At 64.6% G+C, this 14,689-nt stretch carries 5 protein-coding genes; 2 read left to right on the top strand and 3 right to left on the bottom strand.

All coding sequences use genetic code 11. The annotated features are described in order from the left end of the window. Positions 1-5: 5 nt before the first annotated feature. Both pks13 and ACODSO_RS17840 read left to right on the top strand, forming a co-directional pair. The gene (gene pks13 / locus ACODSO_RS17835) at positions 6-5,123 is read left to right on the top strand and encodes a polyketide synthase Pks13 (protein WP_489038108.1); all 5,118 of its coding nucleotides are present in this window, start codon (positions 6-8) and stop codon (positions 5,121-5,123) included. Positions 5,124-5,126: 3 nt separating this feature from the next. Continuing rightward, a complete protein-coding gene (locus tag ACODSO_RS17840; protein ID WP_489038109.1) occupies positions 5,127-6,671 on the top strand; it encodes an acyl-CoA carboxylase subunit beta in 1,545 nt (514 codons plus the stop codon). A 166-nt stretch (positions 6,672-6,837) separates the two neighbouring features. Here ACODSO_RS17840 and ACODSO_RS17845 read toward each other — a convergent pair whose 3' ends face one another. The 3 genes from ACODSO_RS17845 to ACODSO_RS17855 all read right to left on the bottom strand — a co-directional run bounded on the left by ACODSO_RS17845 (position 6,838) and on the right by ACODSO_RS17855 (position 14,635). After that, on the bottom strand, positions 6,838-7,788 hold the full coding sequence (locus tag ACODSO_RS17845; RefSeq protein WP_489038110.1) for a hypothetical protein: 951 nt from the start codon (positions 7,786-7,788) through the stop codon (positions 6,838-6,840). 295 nt (positions 7,789-8,083) lie between these two features. Then, a complete protein-coding gene (locus ACODSO_RS17850; RefSeq protein ID WP_489038111.1) occupies positions 8,084-11,395 on the bottom strand; it encodes an arabinosyltransferase domain-containing protein in 3,312 nt (1,103 codons plus the stop codon). Between the two features lie 87 nt (positions 11,396-11,482). Next, on the bottom strand, positions 11,483-14,635 hold the full coding sequence (locus ACODSO_RS17855) for an arabinosyltransferase domain-containing protein (RefSeq protein ID WP_489038112.1): 3,153 nt from the start codon (positions 14,633-14,635) through the stop codon (positions 11,483-11,485). Positions 14,636-14,689: the final 54 nt, after the last annotated feature.

The following is a 14,689-nucleotide window of genomic DNA, read 5'->3' on the forward strand; positions in this document are numbered from 1 at the left end:
GAGTGATGGCTGAACAAGAAACTGACAACATCGAACCTGTCGAAGCCGAGGGCGCGGACATGACCGTCGCCCAGCTCCGTGACTGGCTGCGGAACTGGGTGGCGGAGGCGACGGGTCAATCGGCCGATCTGATTTCCGACGATCGTCCGATGGAAGAGTTCGGACTCTCTTCCCGCGACGCCGTGGCTCTCAGCGGTGAGATCGAGGAACTCGTCGGTGTCACACTGACCGCGACGGTCGTATATCAGCACCCGACCATTGCCTCGCTTGCGAAGATCATCATCGAAGGCGAGCCCGACACCCCGGCCGACGACGTCGACGACGCCTTCTACCTGCGTGGAAACGCGCACGCCGAATCGCACGATATCGCCATCGTCGGTGTGTCCACCCGCTTCCCGGGCGCAGGCTCGACTCCCGAAGAGATGTGGGCCCTGCTCAGCGAGGGCCGCGACGGCATCGTCGATCTGCCCGAGGGACGTTGGGAGGAGTTCACCTCCGATCCCGCGATCAAGGCAGCCGTCGACGCAACGGTCACCAAGGGTGGCTACCTCGACGACGTCAAGACGTTCGACGCCGAATTCTTCGCAATGTCGCCCAACGAGGTCGTCAACGTCGACCCGCAGCAGCGGCTCGCGCTCGAGCTCACCTGGGAGGCACTCGAGCATGCTCGCATCCCCGCCAGTTCCGTCAAGGGTGCCCAGGTTGGTGTGTTCATCGGTAGTTCGTCCAACGACTACCAACTCCTCGCCGTCAGCGACCCCAATGCGCATCCGTATGCACTGACCGGAACGTCGACAGCCATCGTCGCCAACCGCGTCTCCTACTTCTACGACTTTCGCGGGCCGTCCATCGCTGTAGACACGGCATGCTCGTCGTCGTTGGTCGCCGTGCATCAGGCTGTGCGCAGCCTGCGCACCGGTGAATCCGACCTCGCCGTGGCCGGTGGCGTCAACATGCTGCTCGCACCGCCGATCACTGTCGGATTCGGTCAGACCGGTGTGCTCGCGCCCGACGGCAAGATCAAGGCGTTCTCTTCGGACGCCGACGGCATGATTCGTTCCGAGGGCGGCGGTCTCGTAGTGCTCAAGCGCCTCGAGGACGCCGAGCGCGACGGCGACAACATCCTCGCCGTGGTCGCCGGCTCTGCCGTCAACCAGGACGGACGGTCCAACGGACTTCTCGCGCCCAGCCCAGATGCGCAGGCCGAGGCGTTGCGGTTTGCCTACCGCGACGCGGGCATTGCACCCTCGGGCGTGGACTACATCGAGGCGCACGGCACCGGAACCATTCTCGGCGATCCGATCGAGGCGGACGCGCTGGGACGGGTCGTCGGTCGTGGCCGTGACGCGGACAAGCCTGCGCTGCTCGGTTCGGCGAAGACCAACTTCGGCCACCTCGAATCTGCTGCTGGCGCAGCAGGTTTGATCAAGGTTGTGCTGGCGATGCAGCAGAATCGACTGCCGGCGTCGTTGAACTACGTGGGCCCCAACCCGTACATCGACTTCGACAAGGCGCACCTGAAGGTCGTGTCCGAGGGCGCCGAGTGGCCGCGCTACACCGGAAAGGCTGTGGCCGGGGTGTCCGGTTTCGGTTTCGGTGGCACCAACGCCCACGTCGTGGTCCGTGAGTACGTCGCCGACGAGGTGGCAGGAGTGGAGCCTGCGGAACGACCGGATCAGACAGGCGTGGAGCCTGCGGAACTGGTGGCAGGTATTTCGGAGGCTTCGTCGGAGCACATCGTTCCCGAGGTCGAGACGACGGATCCGGTTGCGGAGGCCGAAGCGATCCTCCAGGAGGAGCCCGCCGCACCGGAGACTGTCGTTCTGGCGGTGTCCGCTGCGCTTCCGTCGCGTCGCAAGCGCGCTGCATCGGATCTCGCCGACTGGTTGGAGACCGAAGAAGGCAGCACGACGCCGCTCGTGGATGTCGGTCGCGCGCTCGCCAAGCGCAACCACGGTCGTTCGCGCGCTGTGGTTCTCGCGTCGACGAGGGCCGAGGCGATCACCGGGTTGCGTGCCATCGCGGCTGGTAAGCCAGGCCAGGGAGTCTTCTCCGCCGACTCACCCGCGTCGAACGGTGCAGTGTGGGTCTTCTCCGGCTTCGGTAGCCAGCACCGCAAGATGGCGTCGACGCTGTACCGGACCAACAAGGTCTTCGCTGCTGCTGTCGACGAGGTCGATGAACTGCTGATCGACGAGGCGGGATACTCCATCAAGGAGATCATCCTGGACGACTCGCAGACGTACGAGTTCGAGAACTCTCAGGTCGGCATCTTCGTCATTCAGATCGCTTTGGCTGCAACGCTTCGCGCGCACGGGGCCGAGCCCGCAGCGGTCATCGGGCATTCGATGGGTGAGGTGGCCGCGGCGTACGTCGCCGGCGGACTGAACCTGGAAGATGCAGTCCGGATCATCTACGCCCGCTCGCGACTGCTGGCCGAGGGTCAGGAGGGCGTCACCGAGGCTACGGTGGGTGCGATGGCTCTCGTGGAGTACACGGCGGACGAGGTCAAGACTCTTACCGATCAGTTCCCCAACGTCGAGCCGTGCGTCTATGCCGCGCCGACGCACACCACCGTCGGTGGGCCACGTGCTGAGGTCGAGGCTCTCGTCGAGATGGCCGAGGCCGCAGGCAAGATGGCTCGTCTGCTCGACGTCAAGGGAGCCGGCCACACCGCGGCGGTCGACGTGCTGCTCGGCGAGCTGGCCGCCGAACTGGCCGGTATCGAACCGGGCAAGCTCACTGCGGGGGTCTACTCGTCGGTCGATCGCGAGGCGCACTATCGCGTCGGGCATGCGGCGATCCACGGGGTCGACTACTGGACCAAGGGCATGCGTCACCCGGTCTGGTTCACCCAGGCTGTCAATGTCGCTGTCGGAGATGGTCATACGACGTTCGTCGAACTTGCGCCGAACCCGGTGGCACTGATGTCGGTCGCGGCAACCGCATGGGCGGCGGGTGTTGCAGATTCCACGCTGATTCCGACGCTCAAGCGTAAGGAAGACGAGGCCGAGACGTTCCTGGCGGCGCTGGCTCAGCTGTACGTTCACGGTCACGCGCTCGATCTGACCACCCTGTTCGACGACGGTGACTATGCGTCGATTCCGCGAACTGCGTACCTGCGCAAGAAGTTCTGGCTCGAATCGCGGGTCAGTTCAAGCGGGTCCGGCCGGATCCCCGGCGCTCGCGTCGCGTTGCCCGACGGTCGTCACGTCTGGGAAGTCGACGCGTCCGCCGTGGAGTCGCTCGATGTTCTGGTGAAAGCGGCTGCTGCACAGGTATTCTCCGGTGTCGAGCTCGGTGCATCCGTCACGCACGCCGTGATTCCCGCCTCCGGCACCTTGGTGACGACGTTGACCTCACACCTCGGCGGTGCGTCGGTCCAGATCCATGCGCATGCGGGTTCGTCGTTCACGCTGCTCCACGACGCAGTGGTCACCTCGGGTGAGCCGTTGCCGGAACCGGTTGTGGCAGTGGTGGAGCCGTCCAGCTCGCCGCAGGAGCGGAGCCTGCGGAGTGACCAGTTCGGTTCGGATTCAGAGTTGCCCGACGTCGTCGAGGACTTCGGCGATCGCTGGGACCCGAATGGCAATCAGAGGCTCGAAGACCGGTTGGCGATCATCGTCGCCGAGTCCATGGGCTATGCGCCCGAGGATCTGCCGCCCGAGATTCCGCTGATCGAGCTGGGACTCGACTCGTTGAGCGCCGTGCGCATCAAGAACCGCGTCGAGTACGAGTTCGACATCCCCACGGTGCAGTTGCAGGCCGTTCGAGATGCCAACCTGTTGGAGGTCGAGAAGTACCTGCGGTATGCCCTCGACAACCGCGACGAAGTTCAGGCACTTGCCGACAAGCAGGCTGCCGAGAAGGCGGCCGAGCAGGCTGCCGAGGCCGGTGCGCAGGCACGTGACCAAGCGATCGACACAGCCGTTGAATCGCCCGAGGTTACGACGCCCAGCGCGGAGTATCAGCCGGTACCGTCGGCCGCACCCGTCGCCGAACAGACCGATCTCGGCGGCAAGGAAGCGTTCGCCGAGGCCGCCGGCTCGGATGTTCCACCCCGTGACAATGCCGAGCGCATGACGTTCGCGACGTGGGCCGTGGTGACCAAGGAGTCGGCGAAGGGCATCTTCAACATCCTGCCGATCCTCGACGACGAGACCGCCGAGAAGTTGGCTGCACGGCTGACCGAGCGGGCCGGCGGCGAGATCACTTTGGACGACGTGCTCGACTCGGAGACCATCGAGCAATTGGCCGACAAGGTACGTCCGCACCTCGAAGGCGGGGAGATCGACGGTGTGGTGCGCAATCTGCGTCCGCGACCGGAAGGTTCGAGCGCGACGCCGGTCTTCGCCTTCCACTCGGCCGGAAGCTCGACCGTCGCGTACGAGCCGCTGCTGCGTAAGTTGCCGGCTGGAACGCCGATGTACGGACTCGAGCGTGTCGAGGGTCCAATTTCTGTCAGAGCTGCCGAGTACGTTCCGCTGATCAAGGCAATTCAGCCCGAAGGGCCGTATGTGTTCGTCGGCTGGTCGCTCGGCGGCATTCTGGCGTACGAGGTCGCGCGGCAGATGGAGGAGGAAGGAATCGAGGTGGCATACGTCGGACTGCTGGACACAGTCATGCCGGGTGTCGAGATTCCGGACACCAAGGAAGAAGTGCGACGCCGGTGGGAGCGGTACGCGCAGTTCGCCAAGAAGACCTACAACGTCGACTACCCGATTCCGTACGACAAGCTCGTCGAAGCCGACGACGAGGGGCAGATCCGCATCATCACCGATCTGGTCAAGCTCAGTGGCGCCAAGATTCCCGGCGGCATCATCGAGCATCAGCGGACGTCGTGGCTCGACAACCGCGCGATCCAGACTGCGGAGCTCAAGCCCTACGGCGGACATGTGACGTTGTATATGGCCGACAAGTACCACGATGACGCGATCGCACTCGAGCCTGCCTACGACTCGCGCGAGGAGCACGGCGGATGGGCGCCCGTTGTGAAAGATCTCGAGATCGTGCAAATCGGAGGCGATCATCTCGCTGTGGTGGATGAGCCGTACATTGGACGGATTGCGGCACACATGACGAAAAAGCTCGATCAGATCGAGTCGCTGAGAACCGGAGAGTAGATCTTGACTGGTACCACCGCCGAAAAGTTGGCCGACCTGCGGACCAACCTCGAACTTGCCAAGGAACCGGCGGGTGAGATCGGCGTCGCCAAACGCGCCAAGAAGGGCATACCGAGCGCCCGCGAGCGTGTCGATATGTTGCTCGATCCGGGCAGCTTCGTCGAGATCGGTGCTTTGGTACGTGCACCGAACGATGCTTCGGCGTTGTACAGCGACGGCGTGGTCACCGGTCACGGAACAGTCGACGGCCGGCCGGTCGCGGTCTTCTCGCACGACCAGACCGTGTTCGGTGGCACTGTCGGTGAAATGTTCGGGCGCAAGGTCGCCGGAATCATGGACTTCGCCATCAAGGTCGGGTGCCCGGTCATCGGTATCAACGATTCGGGCGGTGCCCGGGTGCAGGACGCGGTGACCTCACTCGCCTGGTACGCGGAGCTCGGGCGTCGCCACGAACCACTGTCCGGCTTCTGCCCGCAGATCTCGGTGATCCTCGGCAAGTGCGCGGGTGGAGCGGTGTACGCGCCGATCAACACCGATGTCGTCGTTGCCACCGAAGAGGCGTACATGTTCGTCACCGGGCCGGACATCATCAAGTCCGTCACCGGCGAAGAAGTCAGCCTCGAAGACCTCGGTAGTGCACGCAAGCAAGCCCAGTACGGCAATGTGCACCACGTTGCGGTCGACGAGAAGGCCGCGTTCGACTGGGTGCGCAACTACCTGAGCTACATGCCGTCGAGCTGCCAGGAAGATCCGCCCATCGTCAACCCGGGGCTCGAACCCGAGGTGACCGAGTCGGACCTGACACTCGACAAGATCATGCCCGACGCCGACAACGCCGGCTACGACATGCACGACATCATTCTGCGGCTGTTCGACGACGGGGACTTCCTCGAACTGTCGTCGGAGATCGCGCCGAACGTCATCACCGGTCTGACGCGAATCGACGGCACCTCAGTGGGCGTCGTCGCCAATCAACCGATGTTCCTCTCGGGCGCACTCGATGCCGACAGTGCCGACAAGGCAGCGCGTTTCGTGCGCATCTGCGACGCGTACAGCATTCCGCTGGTGTTCCTCGTCGATACTCCTGGGTTCCTCCCGGGCGTCGACCAGGAGAAGGTCGGCGTCATCAAGCGCGGCGGCCGATTCCTGTTCTCGTACATCGAGGCATCGGTCCCCAAGGTCACCATCGTCGTCCGCAAGGCCTACGGCGGCGGTTACGCGGTCATGGGTTGCAAGCAGCTCGGCGCAGACATCAACTTCGCTTGGCCCACAGCACGAATCGCGGTCATGGGTGCCGAAGGTGCCGTCAACATCATCGGCCGCAAGCAGATGGCCGAAGCAGGCGAAAACGCACCCGCCGTCCGTCAGCAGCTCATCAACTTCTACAACGAGCACGTTGCGACCCCCTGGGTCGCCGCCGAGCGTGGATACATCGACGCCGTCATCGAGCCGTCGTCCACCCGCTTGGAGCTCCGTAAGGCGCTGAAGCTGCTGAAGGACAAAGAGGTGTTCAAGAATCCTCGGAAGCATCACCTGTTTCCGATCTAGGCCCGCCGCCCTTGTCGCTTGACTGTCCGCCCGCCCGCCCCTTATCGCTTGAATGGTCCATTCATACGGTCAGATAGCGTGGGTGTGCCTTTCAAGCGGTGGGTCGCTGGCCCCGATGATCGCTTGAATGGTCCATTCATACGGTCAGATAGCATGGGTGTGCCTTTCAAGCGGGCCCGAGTCGCAGGTTGGGGCGCGGTCGGGCGAGTGCGCGCTCGTAGCCGGCGCGAAGGTCGGCCAGCACCCCCTGAGGGTCGTCCCGGATTTGCTGCGGTAGGTGCGAGACCATGACCGCTCCCGCGCGCTCCATGTTCGCTCGACATTTCATCGTCTTGGCGTGATCGGGCGGACTCAGATGGTATGCGAACGAGTCGATCTGCCACCCGTACGCAACCAGATCGACCCAGCCGTCGGGCCGTGCGAGGAAGGTGCCGTCGGCGGCGAACACATCGCGATTGTGCACCATCTTGGGCAAACCTGATGTTGCATAGAGCTTCTGGGCTTGAACTTCGGCAACGGAGTGCGCGTCGTCGGCGAGTTGCCGTGCAGCCATCCATCCGACGGCACCGTACTGTCTCGGCCCTTCGTTCAGTTCGCGAACGATTGCGTCGAGAGTTGTCGATCCGCGCTGAATCGCCTGAGCGAAGAGGCGAATGCAACTTTCGGTCGACCGCAATGACCGCGCGGTGTCCACGAGTGCACGAGGCAGAGGTGCGACGAGCAACCTCGCCCGGCGCTCTGGTTCGGGCACACGTGTCGTCCGTTCGACGCGAACGAACGACGTGGATGCCCGACGCATCGTCGATGGCACAAGAATGTGTACATCGCTGCCGACCCTATCGAAGCCATGCTGCATCACTGCCGTGCCGCCGGTCAGCATGCTCTGCTCACCCCCGTACTGGAGCGCCGCTGAAAGCTGTTGTACTACATTCGGATTACCGTTCTGCAGTAGAACGACTCCAGGGAGTATTCGACGCCACTTGCCGTCGTCGGTAGTCCTGGCTGTGATCGACCCGTCGGATACTCCGCACTCCCGGAGCGCCTTCCGGGTGATCACCCCGTTCATGGACGCGCCGTCGAGTATCTCCCGCTGTGTTGCCCATTGTCCTCGTTTCATGGGCAGACGGTGTCACGCTGTGTCGTCGATCCGACGGCGTCCACCAAGGGAAACAGAATGCCTGTGTACAACGGCTGAGGCTGTGGACAACTCTCGTGAAAGCCGCGCGACGGGTTCAGCGATGTCGGTGCTGGGTGATAGGGCGAAAGCACGGACGGCCCGGCGACCCACCGCTTGGATGGGCCACCCACGCTATCTGTTCGTATGGATGGACCATTCAAGCGATCAGGGGGCCGGCGGACCCAAGCGATCAGGGGCCGGCGGACCCAAGCGATCAGGGGGCCGACCCACCGACCTACTGGTCGAACACCCTCAAGTTCCCGGGCGTCCAGAAGCCCGACCTGGTGACTTCGCCGGTCTCGACCGTCGCGGGTACGGCCTGGGGGTAGTACGGGTCGTAGCGCTCGAGGGAGCCCCAGTCGCGTGCCCAGTCCAGGTTCAGGTACGTCGGCACCGTCACCGGCTTGGCGAGGAGTTCGCTCCAGCCGAGGGGGCCACCGTTGTCGCCGGCCTGCCAGGTGTCGGTGGAGCTGACGGCCAGGGGACGGTCGGGGAGGATGCGGTAGCCCGGCACCTCGGCGACGCCGTACTCGTGGTCGAACGGACGCTGGCACGGGAACTGCAGCCCCACAGCCCAGTCCAGTAGAACTGGCTGCTCGCTGCCGATCAGATCGTTCAGTTTCTCCAACTGCGGAACTCGTGGCGGCGTGAATGCGAACCACTGGTCGCCGGTGAGGTTCGGGTCGTTGGCGACTATACGGACGGCGTCGGCGTCGTCAGGCAGGTCCGCGATCGGGATGCGCAGGTTTCGCCATGACGGTGCCGGGCCGATGTCGCGGGGCAGGTAGGTGCCCTTGACGTCGACCGATCCGTTGGGCTGACGCGTTCCGTACTCGACGAGGAGTGACTGTCCGTAGGTCAGCGCTCCGGTGTCGTCGTACGAGAGGATGCGGCCGGCGGCCGAAACCACGATGAGCGGGGCGTCGTCCGAGCGCTCAGGAAGGGAGTACCAGCTCGACGTCGCCGACGCCGGTTCCTGGATCCCGGGCTGGTAGGAGCCGAGAACCGGGGTGGTGGCCGGATCGAGTCCGAAGGGCAGTGCCGCGGTCGAGCCGTTGACGCCCTGGGCGCCGATGCCACCGCCGGTGCCCGAACTCTGGCCTTCCTCGAATGCCGGACCGACGCTTTGCTGATCGGTATTGCCCTGTCCCGGTTTGACTTCCACCGCGTCTGCGCTGAGGTCGGTGGGGATGCCGTTCGGGGTGAAGTTCGATGGGTCTTCGCCACCGAGTGGGCCGGTCTCGGGGTCGAAGGCCGCGGGAATCGGATCGAGTACGCCTGCGTTCGGATTCGCTTCCACCAGAACATCGTTCGCGAGCCCGCACGAATTGCCGGTCAGGGATTGAATATTGGACCGCGCGAGTGAGTAGGCCGGGTATTGCGACACAGCGCCCTTGACCAGCGACAGTATTTCGAACAGCACCATCAGTCCGGCGATGACGGTCAGGGGAGCGGCCGCGAATTTCTTGATGCGCCTGCCGCGTTCGGTTCCGGCGCGAGGCTGTGGAGGCGCATAGCCCTCACGCAGGTACTGCCATCCGGCCAGCGCCAGAGCAGCGCCGAACAGGATGAGGAACAGTGTGTTGGATTGATTTCCACTCAAGGACACCGTCTTGTCGAACCACGGAACGCCGTAGCTGGAGACGTACCAGTATCCGTTGATGCCTGAGAATGCCAGTGCGAGAACGAACATCAGCCCGGCGAGGAATACCGTCCTGTTTCGCCGCGACCTCAGCGCGCTCGCCGAGATCGCGACGGCGGTGAGGGCTGCGAGACCGCCCGCGATCCCTGCGTACGACCCGAAGTGGTGAGTCCACTTGGTCGGGTTGAACATCATGAAGAAGATCGTTCCGAACACGACGCCGATGAGACGCCATGCTGGTCCGTTGGCAATGCCGGGGACGCGCCTGCGACGCAACAGGATGAACAGGGTCGAGAACAGGCACAGGAGCATCACGAGGAACGCGAAACGACGCGCGACGGAACCGTCGACAGTTTGGACGAAGAGGTAGTAGTAGCGCAGGAAGTCTTGGTACCACGCTTCGCTCGGTCCGATTGCCGTCCGCACACGCGTCGACTCGATGACGGTGGCGTAGGTCTGATCGGCGAACACCACGACCAGAACCAGGAATCCTGCGGCAGCCAACGGCGCCAGCAACGGGAGGGTGCCGACGAGGCGGTGGCGGCGAACGACTATGCGTGCCATCGGTCGTGCACCTGCCAGGAGCGCAGCGACACACATCAGGCCCGTCGGCGCAGACGCGAGAGTGAAGGCGCCGATCAAGAATGCCGACGCTGCGGGAAGCAGCCTGCCGGTTGCGATTGCGCGTTCGATCGAGCACCAGGTCAGCAGCGCGCCGAGAGCCACGATCGGTTCGGGACGAAGCCCGTTGTTGTACGGAAGCCAGAACGCAAGGAAGACCAGTCCGCCCGTCCAGAGGGCGACATTCGACTTGCGGACGGCACGGCCGAGTCGTGGGACGACCTCACGGCTGATCACCATCCAGCAGAGCACGCCGGCGATCAGCGCGGGCAGTCTCATCCACGGGCTCGCGGTGGAGATCTTCGCGAACACGGCCAGCACGTCGTAGTACCAGCCGAACGGGGCCTCAGGGACGCCGAACCAGCGGAAGTAGTTGGCCATGTAGCCGGATTGATCGGAGGCCCGTGCCATCGTGAGCAGGTAGCCGTCGTCGGACGTGTTCGCTCCGACGAAGTGCCAGCCGATCAGGGCACCGACGACGGTGAAATCGACGCCGGTGAACTTCCACCAGTGCGACGGGAAGAAACGTCGGTGACCGCGACCGTCGATGCCGTCGAGTCGCCCGAGCGCACCCATCGCGATGATGGTGCAGACGATCGCGAGGATCATCGCGAGCAGTTTGAGAATCGTCGGGCTCGAGGAGAACCGCGAGTCGACGTCGATCGTGACCGACATGCCGGACGGGGCCGCGCCGGTGAGGTCGGTGAAGAGTCCGACGATCTGGGGCCGGAGGTCACCGTCGAGCCGGCCGACGCGCTCAGCGCCCTGTTCGTCGGTCAAGCCAGTGAACTCGGCGGTGGTGTAGTCGCTGTTGGAGACGATCTCGATGGAGCTACACCCGGCGCCCTCGACATCGGCCCGAGGTGCGGAGGCCACGACCACGTTGCGGTCCAGGACGTCGACCGAGCCTTCGCCGACGCGTACGAACAGGCTGTTGAGTGCAGCACCCTCACCCTGGGGCGGGGCGGTCGCGAGCAGCAGTCCACCCTGTGGCGGCAGCTGCGCGACGGCCGAACACGGGATCGTCGCAGAGAAGTCGACGGCTGCCTGCGACACGAGAGGGGCGTCGACGTCCTCGATGACTCCGGCTTCGGGCCACTGAATGGTCGAGGTGGTCTGCACGACCGGGAGGAACGGCGTGAGGATCGCCAGCAGGGCGCCGAGAAGGCCCGTGACGATCGCGATCAGTCGTGTCGTGCGCACCTGAGAGCGCAGATCGACCGGTGAACCCTTCGTCGGAGGAACGGAGGGCACGGCGGATGAATCTGTCACGGCGTCGGGCACGATTGTCGATGTTATGCGAGCGTGATCAGAAGAGCACACATGCCTGGTCCAGACCGTCGGACCGAACCAGGCATGAAAACCGGGCGCTCAGTCGTTTCTGATCGGTCCAGGGGTGAACAATCCCGATCGCGTCTCCTCGGTGACGGTCACTTCTGCGGGCGTCGCGTCCGGGTCGAGTGGTGTGTATCTCTCGATCGAGCCCCAATCGCGGTCGTAGTCGTTCTTCAGATACGACGGCAACGTCTGAGCTCCGAGTAGCTGCTCGGTCCAGCCGAGCGGTCCACCTCCGATCCAGTCCTGCCACGCGTTGGTCGACTCGGCGCCGGTGCGGTCCGGGAGGATGCGGTACTCGGGCACCTCGGCGACGCCGTACCGGTGATCGAACGGGCGCTGGCAGGGGAAGGCGAGTCCGACGGCCCAGTCGAGCAGCACGGGTGCGTCCGAGCCGACGACGTCGTTCAGCGATTCTGTTTTCGGAACGCGCGGAGGCGTGACGGCGGCCCACTGATTGCCTGCGAGATCGGAATCGTCGACGACGATGCGAATGGCGTCGGCCTCCGCTGGGAGGTCCGCGAGAGGAACGCGCAGATTCCGCCATGACGGTGCGGGACCGATGTCCGACGGCATGACGCGTCCCAACGCCCGTACGTCGGCGCCCTCTCGGATGCCGTACTCGACCTCGACGCTCTGGCCGGGGGTGACGATCCCGTCCGAATCGATCGAGCGGATCCGGCCTGCGGCGGCGATGGCGATCAGGTCGCCGTCTCCCGGGAGGCCGTACCAGTCGGTCGTCAGCGACGAAGGCTCTTCGCTGCCGAAGCTGCCGAGAACGGGCGTGGTGGCCGGGTCGAGACCGAACGGCAGCGTCACGGTGCTGCCGTTGATGCCGGCGTTCGGCTCGGTGCCGCCCGCGGTTCCCGAGTTGTTTGTCGAGACGGTGGTGCTGCCGTCGGTGGGCGTGACCGAGTTGGCTGCGCCCTGGGTCGATTCCTCGGCGTCTGCGGTCAGATCGGAGGCGACACCGTTGGGTGTGAACCCGACGTTTCCGCCGGCGCCCAGGGGATCCGAGCCTCCCGAAAGTGGTTGCAGCAAAGAAGTATTCGGATCGGTCTCCACCAGTACATCGTTCGCGAGCCCGCACGCGTTTCCGGTGAGGGAGTCGATGTTCGAGCGTGCGATCGAGTATGCCGGGTACTGCGCCACCGCGCCCTTGAGCAACGAAAGCACCTCGAACAGCACGACACCGCCTGCGACGATGGTCAACGCCGAGGGTGCAAATCTTCTACGCTTCTTGGTGGCCGGTGTTACGTACGGCATCCGAATATGTTGGTACGCAGCGTACATCAGCGTCAGGACGGTCAGTCCGAGGAAGAGCGTCGAGAAACCCTTCCCTGCGATGGACGGCGGTTTGTCGAACCACGGAACGCCGTAGCTGGAGACGTACCACCAGCCGTTGGAGCCGGTGAAGGCCAGCGCCGTCAGGAACAACACAGCAGCGGTGAACAGTGTCCGATTGCGCGGCGAACGGATGGTCGCGGCCGTGACGCTGACGGCGGCCAATGCTGCGACCGACCCCGCGAGACCGGCGTAGACCCCGAAGTGGTGCGTCCACTTGGTGGGAGTGAACATCATCAAAGCCAGTGCGCCGATGATGATACCGAGAATGCGGCGGGACGGTCCGATCGCTGTGCCGGGAATCCGTCCGTTCTTGCGCAGCATCACGAAGACCGATACCGCGACGGACAGCAGCATCACGAACACGCCGAACCGTCGGGCGAGGGAGCCGTCGGGAGTGATCATCATCAGTGAATCCCAACGGATTCGCTCGTCGAACCACGCCACGTTCGGGCCGACTGCCGACCGCACCCGGGTCGCTTCGAGGACGGTGGCGACGGTTTGGTCGGCGAAGATCGCGATCAGAACAGCGGTTCCCGACGCCAACAGCGGTGCGATCAGGGCGGCGAACCCGACGGTTTGTGCGCGTCGAATCAGGATCTGCACGAGCGGTCGTGCGCCTGCCAGCAGCGCGGCGATACTGATGAGTCCGGTCGGACCGGCGGCGAGGGAGAACGCGGCGATCAGCAGCGCGATGGCCGCGGGGAGCAGGCGGCCGGTAGCGATGGCTCGCTCGATGGAGCACCAAGTCAGCAGCGCGCCGAGGGCGATGACCGGTTCCGGGCGAAGGCCGTTGTCGTAGGGCAGCCAGAATGCGAGGAAGACGAGGCCGCCGGTCCACAGGGCGACCTTCGACGAACGGACGGCACGGCCGAGGCGCGGGACGACCTCACGGCTGATCACCATCCAGCACAGGATTCCGGCGAGCAGGGCAGGTAGTCGCATCCAGACGCTCGCAGTGGAGACCTTCGCCAGTGCGGCGAGCATGTCGTAGTACGGCATTCCGAACGGTGCTTCGGGGACTCCGAACCAGCGGAAGTAGTTGGCCATGTATCCGGCGTTCTCGGACACCCTGGCCATGTTGAGCAGGTAGCCGTCGTCGGAGGTGTTGGCACCGATGATGTGCCAGAGCAGCAGTGTCCCGAGGACGACGGCGTCGACGCCGGTGATCTTCCACCAGCGGGCGGGAAGGAAACCGCGTGCGCGACGACCGTCGAGTCCGTCGAGCCGGTGCAGCGCGAACAGCGACATGACGATGGCGAGGGCGCCGACGATCATCGCGAGAAGTTTGAACAGGGTTGGGCTGGACGAGAACCGGGAGTCGATCGAGGCGGTGACGCTCAGGCCTGGGGTGGCCTGCTGCAGGTCGGTGAAGATACCCACCATCTGTGGCCTGACGTCGCCGTCGACGGTGGTGGATTCGCCGTCGACGCTCACCACCGTGCGTGCAGAATTGCTGTCCACCGTGACCACGCACCCAGCGGTTACAGGGGCCTCGGCCAGAACCCGATCCCGGAGAATCACCTGGAGGTTCTGCTCGTCGGTGACCTTGACGACGAGTCCGCGGCTTTCGACGCCCGGTGCGCCGGACGGCAGCGTGGACACGAGGGTGTCCGGTGCGTCGGTGCACGGGATCGACGCCTCGAGGCTCAGCGGCGTGTAGGACACCAGCGGTGACTCGACGCTGCCGAAGCTCTCCGCCGGCCACGAGATGGTCGCGGCCGATTCCTCGACGGGAAGAAGCGGCGTCGCGAGGGCGAGGATCACTCCGATCAACCCGGCGAGGATGGCAACTGTCTTGGCTGTACCGATGCGAGCAGTCTTCAACTCGGGTTTGGAACGCACTCGATCATGTTAGGGGAGGCGGGAGTGGAGCCTGCGGAATGACCCTTGGGGGCG

Source organism: Rhodococcus sp. FG69, from assembly GCF_057808915.1.